Origin of the sequence: Angustibacter sp. McL0619 (genome assembly GCF_049994355.1) — a bacterium.
Taxonomy (GTDB): domain Bacteria; phylum Actinomycetota; class Actinomycetes; order Actinomycetales; family Angustibacteraceae; genus Angustibacter.
The window spans coordinates 3,420,694-3,446,040 of record NZ_CP188257.1; the positions used below are offsets into that span (position 1 = coordinate 3,420,694).

At 68.5% G+C, this 25,347-nt stretch carries 26 protein-coding genes; 17 read left to right on the forward strand and 9 right to left on the reverse strand.

Features of this window, described 5'->3' with window-relative positions:
- Positions 1-54: 54 nt before the first annotated feature.
- On the reverse strand, positions 55-1,164 hold the full coding sequence (locus ACPPVT_RS15890) for a TIGR03118 family protein (RefSeq protein WP_426561905.1): 1,110 nt from the start codon (positions 1,162-1,164) through the stop codon (positions 55-57).
- Positions 1,165-1,366: 202 nt separating this feature from the next.
- On the opposite strand from ACPPVT_RS15890, the gene ACPPVT_RS15895 reads away from it, so the two are divergent.
- Positions 1,367-2,833, forward strand: a complete 1,467-nt coding sequence (locus ACPPVT_RS15895; RefSeq protein WP_426561907.1) for an FAD-dependent monooxygenase — start codon at positions 1,367-1,369, stop codon at positions 2,831-2,833.
- Here the strand turns inward: ACPPVT_RS15895 and ACPPVT_RS15900 are convergent.
- Positions 2,830-3,879: a maleylacetate reductase gene (locus ACPPVT_RS15900; protein ID WP_426567179.1), complete on the reverse strand. Its 1,050-nt coding sequence runs from the start codon at positions 3,877-3,879 to the stop codon at positions 2,830-2,832. The two genes, ACPPVT_RS15895 and ACPPVT_RS15900, sit on opposite strands and share 4 nt — an antisense overlap.
- A 187-nt stretch (positions 3,880-4,066) precedes the next feature.
- On the opposite strand from ACPPVT_RS15900, the gene ACPPVT_RS15905 reads away from it, so the two are divergent.
- The 3 genes from ACPPVT_RS15905 (at position 4,067) to ACPPVT_RS15915 (ending at position 7,231) form a co-directional block, all read left to right on the forward strand.
- A complete protein-coding gene (locus ACPPVT_RS15905) occupies positions 4,067-4,579 on the forward strand; it encodes a VOC family protein (RefSeq protein ID WP_426561909.1) in 513 nt (170 codons plus the stop codon).
- Between the two features lie 44 nt (positions 4,580-4,623).
- On the forward strand, positions 4,624-5,439 hold the full coding sequence (locus ACPPVT_RS15910) for a maleylpyruvate isomerase family mycothiol-dependent enzyme (RefSeq protein ID WP_426561910.1): 816 nt from the start codon (positions 4,624-4,626) through the stop codon (positions 5,437-5,439).
- Between the two features lie 640 nt (positions 5,440-6,079).
- Positions 6,080-7,231, forward strand: a complete 1,152-nt coding sequence (locus ACPPVT_RS15915) for a serine hydrolase domain-containing protein (protein ID WP_426561912.1) — start codon at positions 6,080-6,082, stop codon at positions 7,229-7,231.
- Between the two features lie 403 nt (positions 7,232-7,634).
- Here the strand turns inward: ACPPVT_RS15915 and ACPPVT_RS15920 are convergent, their stop codons facing one another.
- The gene (locus ACPPVT_RS15920) at positions 7,635-8,903 is read right to left on the reverse strand and encodes an IS110 family transposase (RefSeq protein ID WP_426561914.1); all 1,269 of its coding nucleotides are present in this window, start codon (positions 8,901-8,903) and stop codon (positions 7,635-7,637) included.
- Between the two features lie 223 nt (positions 8,904-9,126).
- Between ACPPVT_RS15920 and ACPPVT_RS15925 the strand changes: the two genes are divergently transcribed.
- Positions 9,127-9,672 (forward strand): hypothetical protein, encoded by a 546-nt coding sequence (locus tag ACPPVT_RS15925; RefSeq protein WP_426561915.1) that lies wholly within the window; start codon positions 9,127-9,129, stop codon positions 9,670-9,672.
- Between the two features lie 129 nt (positions 9,673-9,801).
- Here ACPPVT_RS15925 and ACPPVT_RS15930 read toward each other — a convergent pair whose 3' ends face one another.
- From ACPPVT_RS15930 to ACPPVT_RS15940, 3 genes are all read right to left on the reverse strand, one after another.
- On the reverse strand, positions 9,802-10,698 hold the full coding sequence (locus tag ACPPVT_RS15930) for an FUSC family protein (RefSeq protein ID WP_426561917.1): 897 nt from the start codon (positions 10,696-10,698) through the stop codon (positions 9,802-9,804).
- Between the two features lie 297 nt (positions 10,699-10,995).
- A complete protein-coding gene (locus tag ACPPVT_RS15935) occupies positions 10,996-11,304 on the reverse strand; it encodes an immunity protein Imm33 domain-containing protein (RefSeq protein WP_426561919.1) in 309 nt (102 codons plus the stop codon).
- Between the two features lie 77 nt (positions 11,305-11,381).
- Positions 11,382-11,699, reverse strand: coding sequence for a nuclear transport factor 2 family protein (locus tag ACPPVT_RS15940; protein WP_426561921.1), 318 nt, complete (start codon positions 11,697-11,699; stop codon positions 11,382-11,384).
- A 528-nt stretch (positions 11,700-12,227) separates the two neighbouring features.
- On the opposite strand from ACPPVT_RS15940, the gene ACPPVT_RS15945 reads away from it, so the two are divergent.
- The 3 genes from ACPPVT_RS15945 (at position 12,228) to ACPPVT_RS15955 (ending at position 15,505) form a co-directional block, all read left to right on the forward strand.
- Positions 12,228-13,397 carry an epoxide hydrolase family protein gene (locus tag ACPPVT_RS15945; protein ID WP_426561923.1) on the forward strand — a complete coding sequence of 390 codons (1,170 nt, stop codon included), beginning with the start codon at positions 12,228-12,230 and terminating at the stop codon, positions 13,395-13,397.
- Positions 13,398-13,616: 219 nt separating this feature from the next.
- Positions 13,617-14,252: a DUF4870 domain-containing protein gene (locus tag ACPPVT_RS15950; protein WP_426561925.1), complete on the forward strand. Its 636-nt coding sequence runs from the start codon at positions 13,617-13,619 to the stop codon at positions 14,250-14,252.
- A 158-nt stretch (positions 14,253-14,410) separates the two neighbouring features.
- Entirely contained in the window at positions 14,411-15,505 is a 1,095-nt protein-coding gene (locus ACPPVT_RS15955) for an IS30 family transposase (protein WP_426567180.1), read from the forward strand.
- 31 nt (positions 15,506-15,536) lie between these two features.
- Here ACPPVT_RS15955 and ACPPVT_RS15960 read toward each other — a convergent pair whose 3' ends face one another.
- Both ACPPVT_RS15960 and ACPPVT_RS15965 read right to left on the reverse strand, forming a co-directional pair.
- On the reverse strand, positions 15,537-15,776 hold the full coding sequence (locus tag ACPPVT_RS15960) for a hypothetical protein (protein ID WP_426561927.1): 240 nt from the start codon (positions 15,774-15,776) through the stop codon (positions 15,537-15,539).
- 67 nt (positions 15,777-15,843) lie between these two features.
- Positions 15,844-16,059, reverse strand: coding sequence for a hypothetical protein (locus ACPPVT_RS15965; RefSeq protein WP_426561929.1), 216 nt, complete (start codon positions 16,057-16,059; stop codon positions 15,844-15,846).
- 188 nt (positions 16,060-16,247) lie between these two features.
- On the opposite strand from ACPPVT_RS15965, the gene ACPPVT_RS15970 reads away from it, so the two are divergent.
- The gene (locus tag ACPPVT_RS15970) at positions 16,248-17,057 is read left to right on the forward strand and encodes a shikimate dehydrogenase family protein (RefSeq protein ID WP_426561931.1); all 810 of its coding nucleotides are present in this window, start codon (positions 16,248-16,250) and stop codon (positions 17,055-17,057) included.
- A 250-nt stretch (positions 17,058-17,307) separates the two neighbouring features.
- Here ACPPVT_RS15970 and ACPPVT_RS15975 read toward each other — a convergent pair whose 3' ends face one another.
- Positions 17,308-18,576, reverse strand: coding sequence for an IS110 family transposase (locus tag ACPPVT_RS15975; protein ID WP_426561933.1), 1,269 nt, complete (start codon positions 18,574-18,576; stop codon positions 17,308-17,310).
- A gap of 260 nt (positions 18,577-18,836) precedes the next feature.
- On the opposite strand from ACPPVT_RS15975, the gene ACPPVT_RS15980 reads away from it, so the two are divergent.
- The 8 genes from ACPPVT_RS15980 to ACPPVT_RS16015 all read left to right on the forward strand — a co-directional run bounded on the left by ACPPVT_RS15980 (position 18,837) and on the right by ACPPVT_RS16015 (position 25,337).
- Positions 18,837-19,130 (forward strand): transposase, encoded by a 294-nt coding sequence (locus tag ACPPVT_RS15980; protein ID WP_426561342.1) that lies wholly within the window; start codon positions 18,837-18,839, stop codon positions 19,128-19,130.
- Positions 19,130-20,002, forward strand: coding sequence for an IS3 family transposase (locus ACPPVT_RS15985; protein ID WP_426561340.1), 873 nt, complete (start codon positions 19,130-19,132; stop codon positions 20,000-20,002). The genes ACPPVT_RS15980 and ACPPVT_RS15985 overlap by 1 nt, the downstream gene beginning before the upstream one ends.
- 342 nt (positions 20,003-20,344) lie before the next feature.
- Entirely contained in the window at positions 20,345-20,749 is a 405-nt protein-coding gene (locus tag ACPPVT_RS15990) for a DUF4440 domain-containing protein (protein WP_426561935.1), read from the forward strand.
- 59 nt (positions 20,750-20,808) lie between these two features.
- On the forward strand, positions 20,809-21,513 hold the full coding sequence (locus ACPPVT_RS15995) for a class I SAM-dependent methyltransferase (RefSeq protein WP_426561937.1): 705 nt from the start codon (positions 20,809-20,811) through the stop codon (positions 21,511-21,513).
- A gap of 149 nt (positions 21,514-21,662) precedes the next feature.
- Positions 21,663-22,205 (forward strand): hypothetical protein, encoded by a 543-nt coding sequence (locus ACPPVT_RS16000; protein WP_426561939.1) that lies wholly within the window; start codon positions 21,663-21,665, stop codon positions 22,203-22,205.
- A gap of 158 nt (positions 22,206-22,363) precedes the next feature.
- On the forward strand, positions 22,364-23,344 hold the full coding sequence (locus ACPPVT_RS16005) for an aldo/keto reductase (protein WP_426567181.1): 981 nt from the start codon (positions 22,364-22,366) through the stop codon (positions 23,342-23,344).
- A gap of 199 nt (positions 23,345-23,543) precedes the next feature.
- A complete protein-coding gene (locus tag ACPPVT_RS16010; RefSeq protein WP_426561941.1) occupies positions 23,544-23,948 on the forward strand; it encodes a VOC family protein in 405 nt (134 codons plus the stop codon).
- Positions 23,949-24,242: 294 nt separating this feature from the next.
- Positions 24,243-25,337: an IS30 family transposase gene (locus ACPPVT_RS16015; protein WP_426567180.1), complete on the forward strand. Its 1,095-nt coding sequence runs from the start codon at positions 24,243-24,245 to the stop codon at positions 25,335-25,337.
- Positions 25,338-25,347: the final 10 nt, after the last annotated feature.

A 25,347-nucleotide genomic window follows, 5' to 3' on the forward strand; every position in this document is an offset into this window, starting at 1 on the left:
GATCGGATCGTGCCGGGTGGCTGTGGGCCCCACCACAGCCACCCGGCCGGTCGATCAGTGGGCTACCGACAGGGTGCCCAGCAGCCCGTGGGACTCGTCCTGCGGACCTGCGGTGAACAGCACCTGGTCGGTGCCGGCCTCCATGCCGTTGCCCGGCAGCAGAGCCCACAGCCCGTCGATCTTGATCGGCGTGCCGTGCGCACCGCGCACGATGCCCTGGAAGACGAGGCTGTTGCGGTCGTAGGCGTGGATCCGGCCGTTCCCGAAGTTGCCGACGAGCAGGTCACCGGAGAAGGTGCCGAAGCCGGCGGGCGCGATCGTCATTCCCCAGGGCGCGTTCAGCGTGCGGTGGGCGGGCAGTCGACGGACCAGGTCACCCTGCAGGGTGAAGACGTCGACCCGGCCGCGGCCGGTGCCGGCCACCTCGTCCTCGCGGGCGGCGTCCTGCTGGGCGTAGGCGACGTACACCTGGTCGCCGGAGACCATCACGTTGAACGGCGCGAAGTGCGCCGGCAGCTTCGGGTCCTGGAAGTTGCCGGTGGTGATGACTCGTTGGAACAGTCCGTTGTAGACGTCGACCGTGCCGGCGGAGAAGTCGGCGGCGTACAGCAGCGGCCCGCCGGGGTCGGCGCCCATCGCCAGGCCCTTGTAGACCGCGCCGGGCGTGACGACGGCGTCAACGGCGTGGGTGGAGGGTACGGTCCCGCCGCCGCCGACAGTGGGCGCCCACCCGCTCAGGTGACCGCTCTCGCCGACGAACAGGAACTTGGCCGGCGCCGAGATGCCTGCGTCGTCCCGGACGAGGAACGACGTGGTCGGGTTCGAAACCTGACCGGTCGGCTTGCCGCCGGGCAGCGAGACGACGAGCGAGTTGATCGTCTGCGGCGTACCGTGCACGCCGCCGGCGTAGAGGGTGGTCACGTCCTTGCCGTTGTCGGACACCCACAGCGGGCTGGTGCCGAGGTAGGACGCGCCCCAGGGGTTGACCAGGTTGGGATCGGTGACCTGGGCAGCGCCGCGGACGTCGGAGACGAGGTTCACCTGGGTGTACCTCGTCGGGCCGACGGCCTCGGCGTTCGCAGTGCCCGCGGCCAGAGCGGACACCGCACACACGGCGGTCCCGACGGCCAGCCAGACGGATGGACGGCGCAGAGTGGTGCTCACGGACGCCTCCTTCGGCGTTGCCGCCCGCCACGGACGGAGGGCGGTCACGTGGTCCACGGGACTGCGGGGCCAGAGGTTCAACGGCCCGGGCGTGTCGCTTTCGACCGAGGCCCGAGGGGTTGCCGCAGCCGACCCGGCCGTGCTGACCATGGGTTGACGCTGGACCGATCGGGGCCAGGGCCTGTGACGCGAGGAGTCGTGGATGACCGAGCACGCGGTGGTGGTCGCCGGAGGCGGCCCGACCGGGCTGATGCTGGCGGCCGAGCTGGCACTGGCGGGGGTGGACGTCGTCGTCGTGGAGCGACGCACCAGCCAGACCGTCGACGGATCGCGAGCCGGGGGGCTGCACTCGCGCACCATCGAGGTGCTCGACCAGCGTGGCGTCGCGGACCGGTTTCTCGAGGCGGGGCAGACGGTGCAGGCTGTCGGGTTCGCCGGGCTCCGTCTGGACATCAGCGACTTCCCGACCCGCCACCCTTATGTGCTCGGGCTCTGGCAGAAGCTGTTCGAGCCGATCCTGGCGGACTGGGTCGCTGAGCTCGGGGTCCCGATCCGTCGCGGCTGCGACGTGGTGGGCCTGGCCCAGGACGACGGTGGGGTCGAGGTCCGGTTGTCCGGGGACGACTCGCTGCGGGCCGAGTACCTGGTCGGCTGCGACGGGGGACGAAGCGTCGTCCGCAAGGCGGCCGGTATCGACTTCGTCGGAGTGGCCGCCTCCACCAGCTGGATGATCGCCGAGGTCGAGATGGCCGACGACCCGGTGATCGGGGTGCGCCGCGAGGGTGGTGGGATCGGTCCCGCCAACCGCGGGGAGGATGGCGGGCCGTACCGGGTCGTGCTGACCGAACGGGAGCCCGAGCACACCGGCGAGCCGACCCTGCAGGATCTCAGTGAGGTGCTCGTCGATGCCTACGGCAGCGACTTCGGCGTGCACAGCCCGACCTGGATCTCCCGGTTCACCGACGTGTCCCGGCAGGCGGCCTCGTACCGGCGCGGCCGGGTGCTGGTGGCCGGGGACGCCGCGCACGTGCATCCTCCGCAGGGCGGCCAGGGCCTCAACGTCGGCGTGCAGGATGCGGTGAACCTGGGGTGGAAGCTGGCTCAGGTGGTCAGCGGCACCTCACCGGGGGTCCTGTTGGACAGCTACCACGCCGAACGGCACCCGGTCGGTGCCCGGGTGCAGCAGAACACGATGGTCGCGGTCACCCTCGGTGTCCCCGACGAACGTCACGAGGCCACCAGAGCCATGATGGCCGAGCTGCTGAGCCTGGACGAGCCGCGCCGCCGCATCGCCGGGATGCTCACCGGTCTCGACGTCCACTACGACCTCGGCGCCGGGCACCCGCTGCTCGGCCGGCGCATGCCGGACCTGGACCTGCAGACCGCGACGGGTCCCACGCGGGTCTACGCCCTGCTGCACAACGCCCGGCCGGTGCTGCTCAACCTCGGCGAACCCGGCGGCTTCGACCTCTCCGGCTGGGCGGACCGGGCCCGGCTGGTCGACGCGACGTACGACGGCAGGTGGGAGATCCCGGTGCTCGGCGAGGTCGACCCTCCCCCAGCGGTGCTGATCCGGCCCGACGGTCACGTCGCCTGGGTCGGGGACCTCGCGGATCCAGCGCTGCCGCAGGCGCTGGCGACCTGGTTCGGAGAGCCGACGGCGTGCTAGCCGTTCTCGCGCAACAGGTCTGCGGGCGGCGCGCCGGACCAGGCACGCTCGAGCAGCGCTCGGACGCCGTCCGCGGTGACCTCGCGGGGATTGGCGTACGGCGTGGCCAGCACCTCGTGCACCACCGGCTCGAGGTCGGCGTGCGGCATGCCGAGCTCGCGCAACGACGCCGGCGCGCCGAGCAGGCCGCTCAGCTCCCACAGGTCGGTCGCCGGGTCGCCGCCGCCCAGCAGGTTTTCGAGGCGACGGGACAGCGCGGGCAGCGCCGGCAGGTTGAAGGCCATCACATGCGGCAGGACCACTGCGTGGGTCGGCGCATGCGGCAGTGCTGAAACCCCACCCAGGGCGTGGCAGAGCTTGTGGTGCAAGGACATCGTGGTCCCGCCGAGGCAGGCGCCGGCCAGCCACGCGCCGTACAGCACCGTCGCCCTGGCCTCGATCCCGCTGGGGTCGGCAACGACGTCCGGCAGTGCCGAGACCAGGCTGCGGATCGCCTCCTGCGCCATCAACGTGATGATCGGGTTGCGGTCCGGAGCGTAAAGCGCCTCGACCGCGTGCGCCATGGCATTGAGCGCGCTGGTCACCGACACCTCGACCGGCAGGGCGAGGGTGAGCTCGGGGTCGTAGAGCACGCTGACCGGCAGGACCGCAGGGTCGCGTCCGGTCCGCTTCACCGTCCCCTCGGTCAGCCCCCAGACGGACGTCATCTCGGAACCTGCGTACGTCGTCGGCACCGCGAGCACGGGCAGGCCGGACGTCAGGGCGACGGCCTTTGCCAACCCGATCGCCGAGCCGCCGCCGACCGCGACCAGAGCGTCTACACCCAGTCGCGCCGCCTCGGCGCGGGCCGTCTCGGCCACCTCGACCGGTACGTGCATCCGCGCGTGGGCGTGCACGCCAGCGCACCGCTCCCCCAGCGGCGCGAGCACGTCGCGCGCGAGCTGGGCCTGGCCCGGCGTCGACAGGGCGAGCACGGACCCGAGGCCGAGCCGCTGCACCTCGTCGTCCAGCAGCCGCACCGAGCCCGCACCGAACCGGACCCGCATCGGCAGCGCCTGGTAGGCGAACCGGTCCAGGTCGTCGAGGGGCACGGGCACGAGTCCACCCCAGCCGCGGCACGCCGTCAACGCAGAGGAATCCGGCGAAGTTTCTTGCGCAGGCAACTACCGCCGGGACAAACCGGGAGTTACGATGCGCGAGTAGCGGCAACGAAGCCCAGCAGGAAGGTACGCGATGCCAACGGACGCTGAGCTGGTTGAGCTGGAGTCGCGCCGCCAGCAGCTTCGAGAGCAGTACCTGCAGCCGGTCCCCGAGCGACCGGCTACCAACGGGCGCGGCATCCATCACGCCGCGCTGATCTGCTCGAACGTCGAGCAGACCATCCAGTTCTACCAAGGCCTGCTGGGCTTCCCTCTGGTCGAGCTGGTCGAGAACCGTGACTACCAGGGGTCCTCGCACTTCTTCTTCGACCTCGGCAACCAGACGCTGCTGGGCTTCTTCGACTTCCCGGGTCTGGGTCTGCAGCCCGGCGTCGAGTCGATCGGCAGCGTGCAGCACATCGCGATCTCGGTGCCTCGGGACAAGTGGGAGAAGCTCCGCGAGCGCCTCGACACAGAAGGCGTCACATACGCCGGGCCGGATCTCGGGATCGAGGAGTCCATGTACTTCAAGGACCCCGACGGCATCCAGATCGAGCTGCTCAGCGACCCGCTGATGTACTTCGGCGGCGCGCAGCTCGACGAGTAGGGACCATCCAGAACGCAAGCAGGGGTTGTCGAGAGGCGTCGGTCATGACCGCATGGAACGCGATGACGTACGAAGGCAAGGACACCATCATGGGGGTGGTGCGCACGGAGGCCGAGCAGTTCTTCGCGCTCGCCGAGGCGCCCGGCGCCTGGGATCGGCCGACGCCGTGCGACGGCTGGTCCTCGCGGGACCTGGTGGCGCACATCATCGACACCACCGAGGGGTACTTCCGCGCGTTCGACGCTGCTCAGGGTGCCGGCGAGGTCCCCGAGCCCTACGGGCTGGCCGTGATGGCCGAGAAGGTGGACGACGCGGCCCGGACGTTCCGGGGCGTGCCGCAGGCCGAGATGATGGACCGGCTGCGTTCGGACTTCGCCAAGATGCAGGAGATCCTCGAGCCGATCGGGCCGCAGGACTGGACCGGCTACATGGTGACCCACCCGTACATGGGTCCGGTGCCGGCGTCTTTCTACGCCGCGGGCCAGCTGATGGACTACGGCGTGCACTCCTGGGACATCCGCCAGGGCAGCGGCCAGGCGCACGGGCTGTCCGGCGACGCCGCGGACCTGTTGGTGCCGTTCATGTTCGAGATCTGGCGCGGCACCGTGAAGATGGACCAGGTCAGCGAACCCTTCACCATCGGGATCCGGGTCACCGGCCGCAACGCCGGCGACTACCGGGTAACCGTCGGGCCGGAGGGGCTGAGCTACGAGCCGGGCGAGATCGAGAACCTGCCCGCCTACATCGAGTTCGACGCCGGGAGCCTGGTGCTGACGGCGTTCGGGCGCAGTAACTCCGGCACGGTGCGCGGGGACGCGGCCCTGGCCGAGAAGTACCTGAACCTGTTCTTCCGCATCTGATCTCACTGAGCGCGCCTAGCACCTCGTGGCAACGGCGTTCGCTCTGGCGACCTGGCGCGAGTGCCACGAACGCTGAGCACGGCTGCGGCACTTCGACGCACCCGTGCTCAGCACCTACGTTCGCGCCCTGGCCGTGTTCGACAGACGCATGTACGGCTCGACGCCTAGCCGCTCTTCGACTTCGGTCAGCTCGGGCCACCGAGCAGTGTCTAGACGGTCGCGGCGCTGCACTGGAGTTACCGGTTCTGCGACGAGCGGATGTGCCGCCTACCAGGAGGCAGTCGCCCAACCAGGCGATGAGGCTCCCGGTTGGGCCGCGCGCTGCTCGGCCATCGCGCGGAGACGAGGAGGCCGCGAAGCTCCGTCCACTGCGCGGCGTTGGGATGACGTTGGCGATGTCGCTGAGGAGGGCGGGCAATGGCTTCGGTTTTGGAAAGGGTGGTGTCTGGGGCAGCTTGGCCCCACGCGGCCTAGTCGAACTGGACGATTCCGACACGCCGTTCTCGGCGATGGCCGGGACCGACGCGATCACCGGCTGAACGTTTGTTGACACCGAACGTGAGGTCCTCCTGCTGAGGTCCAGGTCTAGGCTGAGTAGCGGATCGAAAGAGCGCGGGAAGTTCGATCGGAGTTCGGTCAAATGGCCGCTGCACCAGCCCAGGAGACGTGGTCGACACGGTGTGCCGCGCTTGACGACGCATTGGGCAAGGCGCTGGCCGAGGCTCGTCTGGTCGGGGCCGTGCTCATCGTGATGCAGGGCGGAGAGATCGTCTACCGGCGTGCGGTCGGTCTCGCCGATCGCGAGAGCCATCGCCCGATGACGGTAGACACACTGTTTCGCTACTCGTCTCTGACGAAACCAATTGTCGCCGCTGCGGCCCTGGTTTTGGTGGAGCAGGGCACCCTTGAGCTCCACGAGCCTGTCACGCGGTGGATTCGGACGTTTCGCCCGTCACTGGCAGACGGCACGCCTGCGACGATCTCCATTCACCACCTCCTCACCCACACCTCTGGGCTCTCGTACCCCTTCAACGAAGCTTCGCCGGACGGCCCCTACCACCAGGCGGACGTTTGCGACGGAATTGGGTCTTCCGGGCTGACCCTGGACGAGAACGTCGCCCGGATTGCCTCGGCGCCGCTCGACTTCGCTCCGGGCGAGTCATGGCAGTACTCGGTCAGCACGGATGTACTCGGCTCCGTGATCGAGCACGCGACCGGTGAGGCGCTGCCCTCGGTGGTCTCTCGGCTTGTCACCGAGCCGCTGGGGATGAACGACACCGCGTTCCAGGTCGCTGACCGCGCACGTTTGGCGGCTGCGTATGGCGACGGGACGCCCGAACCACTACTGATGGGGGAGGGTCACGTCGTCCCCGGCAGCCTGATCGAATTCTCCCCAGGACGGGCGTTCGACCCAACGGCCTTTCCTTCAGGCGGCGCTGGAATGATCGGGTCAGCGCCGGACTTCGTGCACTTCCTGGAGTTGATCCGAACGGGCGGCGGTCCGATCCTGACCCCTGCTACAGCGGCGCTGATGATGGGCAACCAACTCGGCGACTTGACCGTCGATGACCGGCCCGGCGAAGGCCACAGCTACGGAGGCAGCGTCATCATGGACCCGGACGCGGCCGGAGTGCCCCACTCGCCCGGTACCTGTTGGTGGGGTGGGATTTACGGGCACAGGTGGTTCGTCGATCCGACATTGGGCGTGACGTTGGCTCTGCTGACGAACACCGCAATCGAAGGTCTCTTCGGCAAGCTCGCCGACGATGTCGTGGCCGCCACACGCACGTAGGCAGTGAGTTCGTGCTGGTTGCGGCGCAAGGTTCATGATCGGCTGCATCTGCATACCGGTCGCCGCAGGCAGGTCCTGGACAACGTCGGCGAAGGGCTTGACGTCGCGCTTGCGTCTGGCGGCCATGCGTCGAAGGCTCCGTCGCACCCGAACTGAGCATCCGCTCATCAGCGTGAGGCGTTTAGCGTCAAGGGTGGGCGGGTGCCCGTGTCCTGGTCGTCGGTCCCTGCATAGCGGTAATCGAGGTGTGCTCGGCAGCGTGTGATCGGGTTGTGTCGACGACGGGACGGGGCGGCCTGTGATGAGCGTCGAGATACCTGGTGGTTCTCAATGCCGCGGAAGGCTCGCCCCGCCCCAGCCCTTGGGTCGCGTCCTGCTGGCTGACTGTGCGGTGCGGATCGGGTTATGCGGCGACCACCTCCAGCGTCTTGGTGCCGTGGGCGGCGACGACGGGGTCCCAGGCTTGGCGGTGGGTGATGACGTAGTGGAGCTGGCGCAGGATCGCTGCGGCGACGGCGGTCTGGGCTTGGGTCGGGGTCAGCCGGTTGGTTTCCCGGCCGGTCAGGTGCCGGTAGCGGGCGGCGTACACCCGGTTGGTTTGCAGGCAACCCCACACGGCCCGCCAGGCGGCGGCGCGCAGCAGTGGGCGGCCGGCGCCGGTGACGTGGGCACGGCCGGTGAAGGCGCCCGACTTACGTTCTCGGGGGGCCAGGCCGGCGTGTTTGACCACGGCCCGGGCGGAGGTGAACCTGTTCAGGTCGCCGGTCTCGGCCAGGATTGCCGCGGCCCCGACCGCCGACAGCCCGTCGATCGAGCAGGCCAGGGCGGTCAGGTCCAGTTCGTCCAGGACGGTGACCATCCGGGCCTGGGTGTCGGCCAGCTTGGCCTTGGCGTGGTCCCAGTCGTCGATCACCCAGGCGACTCGTTCGAACGCGGCCGGTCGGTGCGCGATCACCCCGGCGGGGTCAGCCAAGGCGGTGAACAGGCGGCGGACGATCCGCAGGCAGGGACGGACCTTCCCGCGGCGGGTCACTTCGCGGCGCACGGCGTGCTCGAACCGGGCCGGGCCGAGGCGTCGGGTGCGGGACAGGTCGCCACCGTCGCGGTCCATCACCACGGTCAGGGCGGCGACCCAGGTGGTCGACTTGAACGGGTGCTCGGCGGCGTCCAGCGCGGCCGGCCACACGCACTCGAGCAGGTCGCGGACCTGCTGCACGCACGCCACGTGCTCGCCGTTCAGCTGTTCGCGGCGGGTGCCGAGGTGCCGCAGCCTCGCCCAGGTCTCGTCGACCGGTTCGGGCAGGTAGCAGCGCAGCTGTGCGGTCAGGCGGGCGATCAGCACCGCGTCCTTGTCGTCGGTCTTGTCGCTGGTCAGGTCCTCGGTCTTGCGCACCCACGAGCAGACCGCCGGCTGCACGCACACCAACGCCATCCCGCGTTCGTCCGCCAGCTGGCCCAGGACCCGCCAGCGGTGCCCGGTCGGCTCCGCCGCGACCGTCACCCCCGTGAAGCCGGCCCGGGCACCGCGTTCGGTGGCCCAGTCCAACGCTGCGCCCAGGTCCCACGCCTTGACCCGGAACGTGCGCCGGGCCAGGACCTTGGAGTCGTGGTCGGTGACCACGACCATCTGCTTGCGATCGGCCAGATCGATCCCGACGATCGCGTTCGTCACCGGGACGGCCGCCCGCAGCCGCGACAGACGTGCGTTCCGGTTCCGATCACCACGAGAGACACCACTACCGTTACTCATGAACGTCCTCCTTCTTGCGCTTTGGGACACCAAGCCCGACAAGCGCATCAGGAGGACGTTCCCCACGCCAGACCGAAGACGCTCAACGCCTTCCTATGCCGCTGACCGTGCGCGGTCGTGCCGATGAGCAGATATCTGGTTGTCGGTGGGGTTTGCGTTCGTCGACACTCAGATGGTGAACGTTGACTCAAGCTCGGACTTGTGGGTCGAGTTCAGGGATCGGTACGAGCGATGCTGCGTGGCATGCCGCAGTCACGACGTCGAGGGGTTCCTCGCGTGGGCGGGCCCTGAGGGGACATTCGTCCGCGACGACGGCACCTTCGGTCGGTGGGCAGACACGGGGCCATTCTGGGAATGGCGGTTCACTCAGATACTCGAGGTAGGGCAGTTCGACATCACCGTCGAGAACATCAAGGTCGACGATGATGGCTTGTTCGTCGTCGACTTTCACGAAGTCAGCCGGCTCACAGTCCGAAACTTCACCGGGCACCCTGCCGTTCGGTTCGCAGACCTTCACAACCGGAACTGGTGGCGTCGCTCGGAGGCTGGCCTGTCGATCGTCAAAGGCGCCGAGCCGCGGACGCGCCGAACCCTGGACGGGATCCCGATAGAGGACCTCGACGATCCCATCGGCTTCGCGAGGTGGGGGCGCATCAGCCGGGGCGAAGACTCCGAGGCCCACGGCGGGTAGCCGCCCGTCGCAGCATGACTACCGAGGTATGGGCGACTCTCCCGAGGGCCCGGTCGGCGTCGTCGTCCGGATGCACTCTCATGCCGCTGTCCGTGCGCAGTCGCACCGATGTGCTCGCTGAGCCCGCGATCAGGCACCCGACGCGGTGCTTCCTAGTTCTGGCTGCGGGGATTGCCTGGCGAGCCTGCGCGCGATGGGGTGCCGAACGGCCAGGCCGAGGATCAGGAGGGCGATGCCCGCGAGGATCTGGAACCCGCGCTCTTCGGCCTCGAACTCGACGTCCCCCGGAGAGGCCAGGAAGAGCACAAGCGAGAACGTGTACAGGCCGTACATCCGCCAGTACGTCGCCCGCTGCATCACCGCGAGCACGAACGCGGCTACAGCAAGCGCGGTCTGCGCCCACGGCGACAGGCCGATGACGGCCACGGCCATGGCGGCGGCAGCGCCGACCGCCGTGCCGAGCACCTTCTCGCGTATCCGCTCACGATGTCCCATCAGTAGGTACATGACGAGCACGAGGATCGGCTCCGGCACCCAGTACGGCTCGGTCCACCCCAGTGCCACCCCGAGGGCTGCCGCGGCACCCATGACACCGCCGAAACAGAGCGCGATGACCGCGGCGACCGGCAGCGAGTACCGGTCGCCCTCGACCACCGACGGGGCACCGAAGCGGCGCATGATCACGACGCCGTACGCCGTGCCGATCGCGACGATTGCTCCGAAGGTGACGGCGGACCTGGCGGTATCCACCGGCGTCACGAAGGTGGCGGCGTAGGCACCTATCAGCAGCGGGGCGAACCACCCGAACCGGTACCCGACACCGGCGAGGACGCCCGTCACCGCCAGCAGAGCCACCCACCACCAGTCGTAGGCGGTGAACGCGCCCAGACCGGCCACGACCCCGACCAGGGGTGTCACGTACACCATCCGGCGTGTCCCCGCGAGCTTCGAACCGACCGCGCCCCACACCACGCCCGTGAACAGCGCCGAGACGCCCAACTCGCCCACCAACGCGCCGACCAGCACGGCCGGGAGAACAACCCCGACAAGCAGCGCCCCTAGGAGATGGAGCAGCCGATGACTACCTGACGATTCCTGCGGCGACGGTGCCGCGAGATCGCCCGGCTGCGAGTCTCCGGGGCCGACACCCTCGGCACCGCTCATACCCACAACCCATCGGCAGAGTCCCAGTCCCTGACGACTCTACGCGCCGATCACCCCGCGAAGGGCCCCGGAATCGAGGCGTCCTCGAACGCGCTCATCTGCCGCTGATCGCGCGCGGTCGTGCCGCCGAGCGTGCGCAGTCGTGCCGATGACAGTGCGTCAGACCTCAAGCAGAGTCTCGTCGGTCCATACGTCCTCGTGCCCCGGCGCGAGTGGGAATCGCGTGCCTGGAGGAAGCGAGAGAAACCTAGAGAGCAATGGCACGCGCTCGACAAGGTGTGCCGCCTGGAGCGGTTGAAAGAAGTCGTCTGCCTGGCTCAAGTCCCCGGTCCAGACGTACCAACCTGATGTGCCTGCCTCCGGTGGATGCCGCAGACCGTGAATCGGCCACTCCCAGCCGCCGTCGATTAGTGATCGAGATGCACCCAGCTTGTCGACGGATTCGTTTGGCTGACCCATGGCCGCCATCTTGCACGATGCAACGCCCGGATCTGCCGCAGACTGCGCGAATGCTGACGTCAGGCGAGGTAGCGGCCCGGCGCGTCTCAGGCGGGTCTTTCCACGAATGCGTAAAGCGTCTTGACCTTGTCGTCGGCCAAGACCGCGAAGTCCATCCCGCTGACGGGGCCGAAGCGCCAGTAGGTTCGTAGCGCGTCGCCGACGACGGAGGGCTCGCCCACCATCTCAAACAGCTGGCCGGGGAAGCGCTGTTGCAGGGAGTCGCTGAACGACTCGATACCGGCGTGGCCGGTGAAGACGCCATCGGGGTCGTGGAACACAACGTCATCGTGGTAGTGGGCGCCGATCGCGTCTCGACGGCCCCTCGGGTCGGTCTCGGTCCAGATCGCGAGCAGTTCGGTCATGAACTGCTTCGCCTGCTCCGTACTCAAGGCTGGCATCGTCGCGTCTCCGTCCAAGTGGGTGTCAAAGCAGGGCGCCCTAAGAGAGGCTGGGGACCAACTGACCGAAAGATGTGTCGGTACTTCGGGGAGGCACTCTGTGACTCACCGGCGCCTCGAGCGTATCCGCCACGGGACCCCGCTACGGCGACATCCCGATCTGCCGCGTTGAGGGCGGCCACGGCCGCCCGGATCTGCCGCCGTGCGGGCACGGTCGTGCCGGGATCCGGTGGTTCATGTGTATGGGCGATCATGCAGGTCCTTGCACGTTTGTCCGCCGGGCGGTCTACCCAGTTCAATCGTTGACGTTGTACGGGATCGCCGATTCGGGAGCACTTTAGTTCGATCGCTGCGGGGGGCTCGGCGTCGTGCTGCGCGAGTTGCTTGGCTGAGACCGCATGCTGGCGGCAGTCTCATTGACTAGACGCCAACGCCGTCCACCTCGCGGGCGACTGGTCCATGGCGCTCTGGAGGCTCTGCCAGGCTGGGACGATGAGGGAAGCGTTCCGGGCCGAGCCGTTCCGCATTCGGGTGAGCGACGAGGTGCTTGCCGACCTCCGCCGCCGCATCGAAACCACCCGGTGGCCAGAGGCGTCGCCGGACGCGCCATGGAAGCAGGGCACGGATCTTGCGTACCTCCAAGCTTTGCTGGCGTACTGGGCGGACGGCTTTGATTGGCGAGCGCAGGAACGCTCGTTGAACGCCCTCCACCAGTTCCGTGCTGAGCTCGACGGCGTTCGTATCCATTTCGTGCACGAGCGGGCACGCAGCGGCGACGGGATCCCGCTGGTCCTGACGAACGGATGGCCAAGCTGTTTCGCCGAGTTCCTCCCGCTCGTCGCCCGCCTGACCGATCCGGCCGCACACGGCCTGGCGGGACCCGGTTTCGACGTCGTGATCCCCTCCCTGCCCGGATACGGCTTCTCCGAGCGTCCGGCACGAGTCGGCATTACCAGCCGGTACACCGCCCGGCTGTGGCATCAGCTGATGCAGGGTCTCGGCTACCGCCGTTACGGCGCGCACGGAGGCGACTGGGGCTCTGCCGTGACGACGTTCATGGCGTTGGACGACCCAGCGCCAATGCTCGGCATACATCTGTCCAATCTGGACCTCGCCCCGTACATCGGACCAGGCTCGCGTCCGCTGTCGGACGCCGAACGCGCCTACCTCGCGCAGTACGAGCGTTGGCGCGAGGACGACCGCGGCTACGGCGCGGTCCAGGCGACCCGGCCGCAGACCGTCGGCTACGGGCTCAACGACTCACCCGCCGGGCTCGCCGCCTGGATCCTGGAGAAGTGGCGTGGATGGGCCGACTCCGCCGGCGACATCGAAGCCACGTTCTCCCGCGACTTCCTCCTCACGATCGTCACCCTGTACTGGGTGACCGAGACGATCACGTCCTCGATGCGGGAGTACGTGGACAATCGATGGCTGGCCGCGGAGCGGCGTCCGAGCGACTTCGTCACCGTGCCGACCGGCGTCGCGGTCTTTGCAAATCAGTTCATTGACGATGGCGCGCCGCCGCGCGAGTGGGCCCAGCGCCTGTACAACATCCGCCGGTGGACCCCGATGCCGAGAGGCGGTCATTTCCCGTCCGCCGAGGAGCCCGAACTGCTCAGCCGCGACATCACCGCCTTCTTCGACGAGTTGGGCGCCGGCTAGCGGCCCGTCGCGCCCGAATGACTGCGGGGGCGGGCATGCACGAGATCGGACTGATCTGAGCGATAACCGCCGGCGGTCCGAGGAATGCTGAGCCGACCGTCTTGGTGCGCCGCAGCACCGATCCCACAGGAGCGTCGACTGGCCACGAGTCGTGAACGCCGCCGCACGACACTCCACGCTCGGTCACGAGCCGGGGCCCGAAATTGGACACCCGTATGGATGCGCCCCCGGCTCAGACCGCATTGCGTGATTCAACTCTCGTCAACTTGGCCAGGACGGACGCCGATATACCAACAGACGCGTGTTTGCGCTGACATCGCAACCCGTATCGCGGCCCGCCACGACGACGACAGGACTGACTTGAGCGAGACAGGACACTCGGAGGCACCGAAGTCGCCGGGCCCCGGGTGGTACCCGGACACGGCGGGGACCCTGCGCTGGTGGGATGGGCATGCCTGGGGCCCAGCCGCTCCCTCGAACCAAGAGGGCCTCACTTGGGCAACCCTCTGTCACCTGAGCTGGATGTTGCTTCCGCTCGTGCTCCCGATCGTCCTGCGCGTGGTCGCGGGCCGGCAGGGCCGGTTCACGCGTCACCACACCAACGAGGCGCTGAACGCTCAGATCTGGTTTGCCATCATCTGGAACGCGTCGATCGTGACGCTGATCGTCGCCACCAACGGCGCCGAGGCGCCGTCGTGGATCGGGGTGCCCATCACGATCGTCATCCTCGACGGCCTCGCCCTGCTCGTTTTCGGCATCCTGGCAGCAGTGCGGGCGTCGCAGGGCAGGTACTGGCGATACCCACTGCCGTTCAGGTTCACGCCGGGATCCGTACGCGGGCAGGCAGACGCCTGAACCGGACTGCACATGCCGCGTTGCGTGCGCGGTCGTGCCGGTGGTCTCAATAGGTCGGCGCAACACTTCCTTGATCGACGTGTGTCGAGGAGGTCGTTGTGGGACATGGCGATTACGAGAGGTTGACGCCGGAGGCGATCGACCAGCTGTGGTTGCGGATGCGGGCCGGGATGGCGGCGAAGCCGTCGGCGCGTGAGCTGGGGTTGTGCACCGGGACGGTGCGGGCGTATCTGATCCGCTGCGGCGGGATCAGACCCGACCCGCGACGGCGGGCCGCGGGCCGGCTGAGCCTGGTCGAGCGGGAGGAGATCTCCCGCGGGTTGGCGGCCGGTGAGTCGTTGCGGGTGATCGCGGCCGGGTTGGGTCGGGCACCGTCGACGGTCTGTCGGGAGGTCAACGCCAATGGTGGCCGGCGTCGTTACCGGGCGGCGCGCGCCGATGTGTCGGCGTGGTCGCGGGCGACCCGGCCCAAGGCGTGCAAGCTGGCGAGCCGTCCGGTGCTGCGGGCGGTGGTGGAGGCGAAGCTGACGCAACGCTGGTCGCCGCAGCAGATTGCCGGTTGGCTGAAGCTGACCTTCCCCGACCGTCCGGAGATGCAGGTGTCGCACGAGAGCATCTACCGCACCCTGTTCGTGCAGTCCCGTGGGGCGCTGCGCAAGGAGCTGACCCGCTACCTGCGCACCGGGCGGGTGGTCCGGCGCCCGAAAGGGGTGCGCCTGCCCGACGGGCGCGGTGGACGCCCGAACACCCTGCACATCTCCGAGCGGCCGGCCGAGGCAGAGGACCGGGCGGTGCCCGGGCACTGGGAGGGTGACCTGGTGTTCGGCAAGAACATGAGCCCGGTGGCCACCCTGGTCGAACGCAAGACCCGGTTCCTGATGCTGGTCGGGCTGCCCCGCGGGGACCACCGGGCCGACGCCGTCGCCGACGCGTTGGCCGCGGCGATCACCACCCTTCCCGCCCAGCTGGCCAAGTCGCTGACCTGGGACCTGGGCCACGAGATGGCCCAACACCAACGGCTGACGATCCAGACCGGGGTGCAGGTCTACTTCTGTGACCCCAAGTCACCGTGGCAGCGGGGCAGCAACGAGAACGCCAACGGCCTGCTGCGCCAGTACCTGCCCCGCCGACTCGACTTCCGAGCCCTCACCCAGGCCGACCTGGACCTCATCGCCGCCGAGCTCAACGGACGCCCTCGACAGACCCTTGGCTTCAAGACACCATCACAAGCACTGGCAGAGGCGTTGCGTTGACCGCCTGAACCCGCACCGATGAGCGGTCGTTTCAGTGCCGAGTCGGTAGACGGTCCTCAGCGTCCTGGGAGGACAGCCCGCGACGCTCCAACTCGGCCTCGGCCTGCTGGATCTTCTCGCGCCACATGCGACCAGCCTTCGGGTTGCGTCCCATGCCCCTGTCCATGGACCAGCGCTCGAACTTGCGGGCCATCATCAACCGTTCGCGGACTCCCTCGTCGGTGAGCCCGGGCAGATCCTTCTCCCAGTTCTTGATCGTCTTGTCGCCCACGCACTCAGTATCGGCGAACATCCGCTTATGCCGCGGAGCGCGCGGTCGTGCCGATGTGCGGATGCCCCTACCGACCGGCCTCCCATGCCGCCAGTGCCTCATCGAGTTCCCGCACGACGTCCCACATGGACGCCACCCGCGCCTTGTCCCTCTGGTCAAAGGCGGCAGCCGCTGACGCTTGCTGCTCACGGAGCGAGCGTGCATTGGCAGCGTCCGATTCGGTCCACTGCTCGGGTCGGGACAGAAGATCACCGAGGGCTGCGTAGTCCTGGTTATCGGGCATGTCGCGAGGGTAGGCCGAACCGCACTCATCGGCCGCGTTGAGGGCGGCTACTCTCGCCCGGATCCGCCGCGTTGCCGGCCCCGCTCGGCGCAGGCCTACCGGGCTCAGGACAGTGCGAGACCGGAGTTCGAGCCCCATGCTGGGAGAGTCGTGGCCGGGGATTGTGGTGCTGGGTGAAGGGAGCCCCGATGGAGGTCAGTGGAGCCACGCGGCTGTTCCCGATCATTGGTGATCCGGTGACGCACGTCGAGTCGCCGGTCCGCTTGACGCGCACGCTCACGGAGGGTGGTCACGACGCTGTGTGCATCCCGGTGCAGGTGGCAGAGGGCCATCTCGGGCTCGTCATGGCGGGCCTGGCCGTGTCGGGGAACGTGGATGGGATTCTCGTCACGATGCCGCACAAGCGCGCGGCCTTCGGCTACTGCGCCACCAGCTCGGAGCGCGCCCGCATGCTGGGGGTGGTGAGTGTCATCCGGCGCAATCCAGACGGAACCTGGCACGGCGACATGCTCGATGGGCTTGCGTTCGTCAAGGCGCAGGTCGACCACGGCGCCCGCGTGGAGGGAGCGCGTGCCCTGCTGGTGGGTGCGGGAGCTGCGGGCGCCGCGATCGCCATCGCGCTGCTCGAGGCAGGTGTGCGTGAGCTTGTTGTCCACGATGCCGATGCCTCGCGTGTCGCGGACCTGCTCCGCCTGCTCGCGGGCCACGGTGATGGGGGGGTGAGTTCGGGGCCGCCAGACCCGCGCGGGTGCGACTTGGTGTTCAACGCGAGCCCGCTGGGGATGGACGACGGCGACCCGTTGCCCGTCGACGCTGGGTTCCTCGGGGCGTCGATGTTCGTTGGAGACGTGATCTCCGGACACGGGGCGACCCGGTTCATCGTGGCGGCGCGGGCCGCCGGCTGCGCTACGGCGGACGGCGCCGACATGGTCGAGGCCGTCCAAACGCTCATGGCGGACTTCATGATCGGCGGCCAGCGGCCGCCAGCCACCGATTGACCAACGTCCGCTCATCAGCGTGAGGCGTTTAGCGTCAAGGGTGGGCGGGTGCCCGTGTCCTGGTCGTCGGTCCCTGCATAGCGGTAATCGAGGTGTGCTCGGCAGCGTGTGATCGGGTTGTGTCGACGACGGGACGGGGCGGCCTGTGATGAGCGTCGAGATACCTGGTGGTTCTCAATGCCGCGGAAGGCTCGCCCCGCCCCAGCCCTTGGGTCGCGTCCTGCTGGCTGACTGTGCGGTGCGGATCGGGTTATGCGGCGACCACCTCCAGCGTCTTGGTGCCGTGGGCGGCGACGACGGGGTCCCAGGCTTGGCGGTGGGTGATGACGTAGTGGAGCTGGCGCAGGATCGCTGCGGCGACGGCGGTCTGGGCTTGGGTCGGGGTCAGCCGGTTGGTTTCCCGGCCGGTCAGGTGCCGGTAGCGGGCGGCGTACACCCGGTTGGTTTGCAGGCAACCCCACACGGCCCGCCAGGCGGCGGCGCGCAGCAGTGGGCGGCCGGCGCCGGTGACGTGGGCACGGCCGGTGAAGGCGCCCGACTTACGTTCTCGGGGGGCCAGGCCGGCGTGTTTGACCACGGCCCGGGCGGAGGTGAACCTGTTCAGGTCGCCGGTCTCGGCCAGGATTGCCGCGGCCCCGACCGCCGACAGCCCGTCGATCGAGCAGGCCAGGGCGGTCAGGTCCAGTTCGTCCAGGACGGTGACCATCCGGGCCTGGGTGTCGGCCAGCTTGGCCTTGGCGTGGTCCCAGTCGTCGATCACCCAGGCGACTCGTTCGAACGCGGCCGGTCGGTGCGCGATCACCCCGGCGGGGTCAGCCAAGGCGGTGAACAGGCGGCGGACGATCCGCAGGCAGGGACGGACCTTCCCGCGGCGGGTCACTTCGCGGCGCACGGCGTGCTCGAACCGGGCCGGGCCGAGGCGTCGGGTGCGGGACAGGTCGCCACCGTCGCGGTCCATCACCACGGTCAGGGCGGCGACCCAGGTGGTCGACTTGAACGGGTGCTCGGCGGCGTCCAGCGCGGCCGGCCACACGCACTCGAGCAGGTCGCGGACCTGCTGCACGCACGCCACGTGCTCGCCGTTCAGCTGTTCGCGGCGGGTGCCGAAGTGCCGCAGCCTCGCCCAGGTCTCGTCGACCGGTTCGGGCAGGTAGCAGCGCAGCTGTGCGGTCAGGCGGGCGATCAGCACCGCGTCCTTGTCGTCGGTCTTGTCGCTGGTCAGGTCCTCGGTCTTGCGCACCCACGAGCAGACCGCCGGCTGCACGCACACCAACGCCATCCCGCGTTCGTCCGCCAGCTGGCCCAGGACCCGCCAGCGGTGCCCGGTCGGCTCCGCCGCGACCGTCACCCCCGTGAAGCCGGCCCGGGCACCGCGTTCGGTGGCCCAGTCCAACGCTGCGCCCAGGTCCCACGCCTTGACCCGGAACGTGCGCCGGGCCAGGACCTTGGAGTCGTGGTCGGTGACCACGACCATCTGCTTGCGATCGGCCAGATCGATCCCGACGATCGCGTTCGTCACCGGGACGGCCGCCCGCAGCCGCGACAGACGTGCGTTCCGGTTCCGATCACCACGAGAGACACCACTACCGTTACTCATGAACGTCCTCCTTCTTGCGCTTTGGGACACCAAGCCCGACAAGCGCATCAGGAGGACGTTCCCCACGCCAGACCGAAGACGCTCAACGCCTTCCTATGCCGCGTTCCGCGCCCTGTGGAGCCTGACCCACTTCCCCGGACACCCGATCTGAGGTGACGATGTCACCTTCGAGGGGAGTCTGGATGCCTGTTGCCAAGCCGCGGGAGTTCCGCCGTCGGGCGGTGGAACTGGCTCGTCAGGGAGACAAGCCGGTGGCTCAGATCGCTCATGATCTGGGCATCAGTGAGTCGTGTCTGCGCCGCTGGATGAAGGTCGACGATGTCGAGGCCGGCCGCGTCGAGGGCGTCACCAGTTCCGAGCGGGCGGAGCTGGTTCGGTTGCGCCGCGAGCTGCGGGTGGCCCAGATGGAGATCGAGATCCTGAAGCGGGCCTCGGCCTACTTCGCTCGAGAGAACGTGCTGCCGAACCCAAAATAGTGTTCCGGCTGGTCCGTGAGCTCGCCGGCGACGGAGTGTCCGTCGCGGTGGCCTGCCGGTTGTTGAGGGTCTCGCGTTCGGGCTACTACGAGTGGTTGGGTCGCCCGCCATCACCGCGCGCGGTGGCTGATGCTGCGCTGACCGCCACGATCGTGCAGGTCCATCAGATGTCGCGGTGCTCCTATGGTGCGCCGCGGGTGCATGCCGAGCTGCGCCTCGGGCTGGGTCTGGCGTGTGGGCGCAAGCGGGTCGCCAGGTTGATGAGAGCCGCTGGCCTGCAAGGGATTTGCCACCGCCGCAAGCGGGGTCGGCACCGGCCGCTGCCGGCCCCGCACGAGGACCTGGTGCAACGCCGGTTCGTCGCCGACTCACCCGACAAGCTGTGGTGCACCGACGTCACCGAACATCCCACGAGCACCGGCAAGGTGTACTGCTGCGCGGTGCTGGACGTGTACTCCCGCACGATCGTGGGCTGGTCGATCGCCGACCACATCCGCGCCGAGCTGGTCGTCGACGCCCTGCAGATGGCCACCTGGCGGCGCCACCCCGAACCGGGAACCGTGGTGCACGCCGACCGCGGCCCGCAGTACACCTCGTGGGTCTTCGGGCACCGGCTGCGCACCGCCGGCCTGCTCGGCTCCATGGGCCGGGTCGCCTCCTCCGTGGACAACACGATGATCGAATCGTTCTGGTCCACGATGCAACGCGAGCTCCTCGACGTCCGCAGCTGGGACAGCCAGGAACAGCTCGCCTCGGCGATCTTCGAGTGGATCGAGGGCTGGTACAACCCCCGACGCCGGCACACCAGCCTCGGAGACCTCGCCCCAGCCGAGTACGAAGCCCTTCACACCACCGCCGCTCCGGCGGCATGATCAACACACCGAACGTGTCCGGGAGACCGGGTCAGGCTCCGCCGAGGTCTGCGACGTACTCAGCTGCCTCCTGTTCGGCCAGTTCGATTACGGCGTCGGCGTCGGCTGCGCGCCAGAGGGTGATCCTCTCCTCGCAGTCGATCTGACCAGGCTCGAGGTCGCGAGGTCCCCAGGGTCGGTTTTCGTTGTTGGCTACGACGGTCCGCACAGCGAACCAGACATCTTCGGGCATGGCCCCACACTGCCGGGTCAGAGCGCGCTCTCATGCCGCAGAGAAGTTGACCCGAGCGAGCCATGGTGAGCCCGATGCCTCGCGAAGGACCGCCCGCTACGGTCGCGGTCGTGACCAACGACCAGAGCCAGATCAACGATGTCGTGCGGACCTTCTTCGCCGCCTTCACCTCCGACTCCGACATCGGGCCGCGCCTCGACGGGCTCCGTGAGGTGCTGCTCCCAGAGGCATTGATCGTGCGGACGTGCGGCTCGCCGATGTCCTACGACGTCGACGGGTTCATCGAACCCCGGCGGCAGATGCTGACGAGTGGACGCATCACCGACTTCCGGGAGTGGCAGGTGGACGGCGCCACTGAGGTATACGGGGACATCGCCCACCACTGGTGCACCTATGCAAAGGAGTGGGTGGAGGGCGGAGAGCAGGTGACCGGCACCGGAGCCAAGACGATCCAGCTCGTGCGAACCGAGGCGGGCTGGCGGATCAGCGCCATCGCATGGGACGACGAGCGCTAGCCGTCATCAACCACTCGACATTGGGCCTCTCCATCCGAGTCCGCCGTTACCGTGCGGGCATGACTACCACGCACCCTGGTTGGCAGATCGACGAGCTCGCCACCATCGGACGGGAAAACCTGGACCCGAGGCACGTTCACAGGTACGACGAGAAGGAGGACGCCGGAGCCTCGCGCGAGGTGGCCCTGCTTCAATCGCTCGGATACGGGACCGAGTCCGTGGTCGTCGACCTGGGAGCCGGAACCGGGCAGTTCGCCCTGGAAGCCGCCGAGTCGTTCGGGCGCGTGGTGGCGGTCGACCCGTCGCCCGTCATGCTGGCCAAGCTGCGTGATTCGGTCCGGCAGCGAGACTCCAGCCTTGAAGTCGTCCAGGGTGGCTTCCTGTCCTATCAGCACCAGGGCCAGTGCGCCGACGTCATATACAGCCGCTGGGCTCTCCATCACCTGCCAGACTTCTGGAAGTCCATCGCCCTGCATCGCATGCGCGCGATGCTTCCCGCGGGTGGGCACTTACGCCTATCCGACGTGGTGTTCTGTTTCGACATCGACGAAGCGGAGGATCGCATCGAAGCCTGGTGCGCCGCTATCGGAGCGGATGAGACCGGGTGGACCCGAGTGGACGCCGAAGAGCACGTGCGCGACGAGCACTCGACCTACTCGTGGCTCTTGGAACCCATGATCGAGGCGGCCGGATTCGAGATAGGCGAGGCTGTGTACAGCGACGACCGGTTCTTGGCGCAGTACCTCTTGATCGCAGCTCCGTAGCAACCGATGCGACCCACGGAAACGTCCGCTTCTGCCGCGTTGAGGGCGCGGTCGTGCCGATGATGTCTGAGGGGCGAGTTCGTTCCGCCTGTATTACTCAGTGGTGAGGGAGTGCGGAGCGTGATTGGACTGCGCAGGTGCCACCGACGATGAGCGGTGGCGACTTTCGCGAGTTGTCTGTCGAGTTCTCTTCGGGCACGGCGTCCGCGCGTGAGGACGATGACGTGGTGCGTGAGTTCAGCTATCGGCTGCAGTTTCGAGACGGCCTCGTGGAGGATCCGCCGCAGCTTTCTTGGCAGTTCGACAGGGCCGACCCGCCGGGTGTGGTGTGGACGGACTGGGCGGTTCGCCTGGTCTCGCCGGCGGTCAAGCAGATCCTGAGTGCGCACGCCGGACCCCGCGACGTCATCCAGTGGATGCCCGCTGCGTTGACCGACGCGTCGGGCCGCGAGGCCGAGTACTGGACACCGCACTTTCCGGTCTGGCACGACGTCTTGCACGAGGAGCTGACTGAGATCGGCTCGAGCGGTCTGCCGATGCGGTGGGTGCTGGACCGATCCAAGCTCGACGGGCTGGCGGTCTTCATCGTGCCGCGAATGACGAGCCACGTGGTGGTCCGTCAGGACGTGGCCGACCTACTCTCCGCAGCCCGGGTAGGCGGATACAGCGAGCAGCGAGCACCACAGGCTTAGACCGAGGCGGAGTCTGACTCGCAATCGTCCGGATCTAGCCGCCGATAGGGCGCGGTCGTACCGTTCCGGGGATGTCCTCGTCAGGCTTGTGACGGCTGAGTGTTCGCGAGGTGTGGCCTGCTCCGGTGGTGCGTACGCTGCCGGACATGAGCGGCGGCGTGACGTACGCGCACCTGGGACGGTCGGGGCTACTGGTCAGCCGGATCGCGCTCGGGACGATGGACTTCGGGTACCTGCTGGACGAGTCCACCAGCTTCGACGTGATGGACGCCGCGGTCGGGGCCGGCATCAACCACTTCGACACCGCCGACGTCTACGGCGGTCCGCAAGCCGCGGACATGGCCATGGGCTACGGCGTGTCGGAGGAAGTGATAGGACGATGGCTGCAGCGCAGCGGGCATCGCGACGACATCGTGCTTGCGACGAAGGCGTACCAGCCGATGGGGCTCGGGCCCAATGACCGGCGTCTGTCCGCCTACCACCTTCGGCGGGCGTGCGATGCGAGCCTGCGCCGACTGCAGACCGACCACATCGACCTGTACCAGATGCACCACGTCGACCGGGCCACGCCGTGGGAAGAGATCTGGCAGGCGATGGAGCTGCTGGTCCGCGATGGCAAGGTCAGCTATGTCGGCAGCAGCAACTTCGCCGCCTGGGACGTCGCCTTGGCCCAGTCCGCAGCCACGACAAGGCACTTCCTCGGGCTCACTTCGGAGCAGTGCCTGTACAACCTGGCCAAGCGCAACGTCGAGATCGAGCTGGTGCCCGCACTGCGCAGTCTCGGCATCGGCCTGATCGCCTACAGCCCGCTGCACGCCGGGCTGCTGGCCGGCGCGTTGGAGGCCGTCACGGCCGGCCGCGCGTCGAGCGAGATGCAACAACGGGTCGCCACCCAGCACGATCAGCTCGAGGCTTACGAAGGGCTCTGCCGCGAGCTGGACGCCAAGCCAGCGAACGTGGCGCTGGCCTGGTTGCTGGGCACACCCGGAGTGTCAACAGCGATCGTCGGTGCCGGCTCTGTCGAGCAGCTTCGCGCGAACCTCGGCGGTGTCACGCTGAGTCTGGGGGCCGAGGCCGTGCAGAAGCTCGAGGACATCTGGCCAGGTCCTGGCGAGGCGCCGCAGGCTTACGCCTGGTGAGCCGCCCATACCAGCGTGTGAGGGGCGAGCGGGGTTCATGCATGCTGCGCGAGACGTCCGCTTCTGCCGCGTTGAGGCCGTTTCCGCGGTCAGCTAGGTTCGAGCGCTCGCCCGAAGGGGCTTCGCGCCCTCTATCGGTGCCGGATGAAGCCGGATACGTTGCGCCTGACCCGTTCGCATCAACACCAGGAGGCAGGCCGTGCCAAATTTCCCCCCACTCGCTCACGTCGCCGTAACGGTCACCGATCTGCAACGCAGCACGGCCTGGTACACCGCACTGTTCGGGTCGGAGCCTGTCCTCGATGAGGACGAGGAGAGTGGCGACTTCCATCACACCGTCTATGCCCTCTCGGGTGGACAGCTGTTCGGGCTGCACACCCATGCCGAGCCGGCCGCCGGGACCTTCGACGAGCGCCAGACCGGTCTCGACCACGTCTCCTTCGCCTGCAGCGGTCGCGGCGAGCTGCAGAAGTGGGCCGATCATCTGGCCACGCTTGGCGTCTCGCACGAGGGCATCAAGGATGCGTCCTACGGCTCCGGGGTCTCGTTCCGGGATCCCGACGGGATCGCGCTCGAGTTCTTCGCGCCACCCGGGGTCGAGTGAGTTAGGGCTTGCCGGCTGCGGCGCGGCCGAGGGCAGCACCTCGGGGCCACCGAACTCGATGATCTGCCCTGAGGAGCCACACCCTTGCTTCAGCCAAACTCATCCGCCCATGCCGATGAGCTGCCGCGAGCTCGCTAAGCATGCTCTTCTGCCGCTGTCCGTGCGCGGTCCTGCCGGTGGTCTCAATAGGTCGGCGCAACACTTCCTTGATCGACGTGTGTCGAGGAGGTCGTTGTGGGACATGGCGATTACGAGAGGTTGACGCCGGAGGCGATCGACCAGCTGTGGTTGCGGATGCGGGCCGGGATGGCGGCGAAGCCGTCGGCGCGTGAGCTGGGGTTGTGCACCGGGACGGTGCGGGCGTATCTGATCCGCTGCGGCGGGATCAGACCCGACCCGCGACGGCGGGCCGCGGGCCGGCTGAGCCTGGTCGAGCGGGAGGAGATCTCCCGCGGGTTGGCGGCCGGTGAGTCGTTGCGGGTGATCGCGGCCGGGTTGGGTCGGGCACCGTCGACGGTCTGTCGGGAGGTCAACGCCAATGGTGGCCGGCGTCGTTACCGGGCGGCGCGCGCCGATGTGTCGGCGTGGTCGCGGGCGACCCGGCCCAAGGCGTGCAAGCTGGCGAGCCGTCCGGTGCTGCGGGCGGTGGTGGAGGCGAAGCTGACGCAACGCTGGTCGCCGCAGCAGATTGCCGGTTGGCTGAAGCTGACCTTCCCCGACCGTCCGGAGATGCAGGTGTCGCACGAGAGCATCTACCGCACCCTGTTCGTGCAGTCCCGTGGGGCGCTGCGCAAGGAGCTGACCCGCTACCTGCGCACCGGGCGGGTGGTCCGGCGCCCGAAAGGGGTGCGCCTGCCCGACGGGCGCGGTGGACGCCCGAACACCCTGCACATCTCCGAGCGGCCGGCCGAGGCAGAGGACCGGGCGGTGCCCGGGCACTGGGAGGGTGACCTGGTGTTCGGCAAGAACATGAGCCCGGTGGCCACCCTGGTCGAACGCAAGACCCGGTTCCTGATGCTGGTCGGGCTGCCCCGCGGGGACCACCGGGCCGACGCCGTCGCCGACGCGTTGGCCGCGGCGATCACCACCCTTCCCGCCCAGCTGGCCAAGTCGCTGACCTGGGACCTGGGCCACGAGATGGCCCAACACCAACGGCTGACGATCCAGACCGGGGTGCAGGTCTACTTCTGTGACCCCAAGTCACCGTGGCAGCGGGGCAGCAACGAGAACGCCAACGGCCTGCTGCGCCAGTACCTGCCCCGCCGACTCGACTTCCGAGCCCTCACCCAGGCCGACCTGGACCTCATCGCCGCCGAGCTCAACGGACGCCCTCGACAGACCCTTGGCTTCAAGACACCATCACAAGCACTGGCAGAGGCGTTGCGTTGACCGCCTGAAC

What these genes read in the sequence shown, in the direction of transcription:
- ACPPVT_RS15970 (WP_426561931.1), top strand. Translation starts at nt 16,248, where the DNA reads ATGGAGGTCAGTGGAGCCACGCGGCTGTTCCCGATCATTGGTGATCCG.
- ACPPVT_RS15935 (WP_426561919.1), bottom strand. Translation starts at nt 11,304, where the DNA reads ATGGCGGCCATGGGTCAGCCAAACGAATCCGTCGACAAGCTGGGTGCA.
- ACPPVT_RS15950 (WP_426561925.1), top strand. Translation starts at nt 13,617, where the DNA reads ATGCGCCCCCGGCTCAGACCGCATTGCGTGATTCAACTCTCGTCAACT.
- ACPPVT_RS15945 (WP_426561923.1), top strand. Translation starts at nt 12,228, where the DNA reads ATGAGGGAAGCGTTCCGGGCCGAGCCGTTCCGCATTCGGGTGAGCGAC.
- ACPPVT_RS15915 (WP_426561912.1), top strand. Translation starts at nt 6,080, where the DNA reads ATGGCCGCTGCACCAGCCCAGGAGACGTGGTCGACACGGTGTGCCGCG.
- ACPPVT_RS15965 (WP_426561929.1), bottom strand. Translation starts at nt 16,059, where the DNA reads ATGCCCGATAACCAGGACTACGCAGCCCTCGGTGATCTTCTGTCCCGA.
- ACPPVT_RS15955 (WP_426567180.1), top strand. Translation starts at nt 14,411, where the DNA reads ATGCGGGCCGGGATGGCGGCGAAGCCGTCGGCGCGTGAGCTGGGGTTG.
- ACPPVT_RS16000 (WP_426561939.1), top strand. Translation starts at nt 21,663, where the DNA reads ATGAGCGGTGGCGACTTTCGCGAGTTGTCTGTCGAGTTCTCTTCGGGC.
- ACPPVT_RS15900 (WP_426567179.1), bottom strand. Translation starts at nt 3,879, where the DNA reads ATGCGGGTCCGGTTCGGTGCGGGCTCGGTGCGGCTGCTGGACGACGAG.
- ACPPVT_RS15995 (WP_426561937.1), top strand. Translation starts at nt 20,809, where the DNA reads ATGACTACCACGCACCCTGGTTGGCAGATCGACGAGCTCGCCACCATC.
- ACPPVT_RS15940 (WP_426561921.1), bottom strand. Translation starts at nt 11,699, where the DNA reads ATGACCGAACTGCTCGCGATCTGGACCGAGACCGACCCGAGGGGCCGT.
- ACPPVT_RS15895 (WP_426561907.1), top strand. Translation starts at nt 1,367, where the DNA reads ATGACCGAGCACGCGGTGGTGGTCGCCGGAGGCGGCCCGACCGGGCTG.
- ACPPVT_RS15910 (WP_426561910.1), top strand. Translation starts at nt 4,624, where the DNA reads ATGACCGCATGGAACGCGATGACGTACGAAGGCAAGGACACCATCATG.
- ACPPVT_RS15980 (WP_426561342.1), top strand. Translation starts at nt 18,837, where the DNA reads ATGCCTGTTGCCAAGCCGCGGGAGTTCCGCCGTCGGGCGGTGGAACTG.
- ACPPVT_RS15905 (WP_426561909.1), top strand. Translation starts at nt 4,067, where the DNA reads ATGCCAACGGACGCTGAGCTGGTTGAGCTGGAGTCGCGCCGCCAGCAG.
- ACPPVT_RS16015 (WP_426567180.1), top strand. Translation starts at nt 24,243, where the DNA reads ATGCGGGCCGGGATGGCGGCGAAGCCGTCGGCGCGTGAGCTGGGGTTG.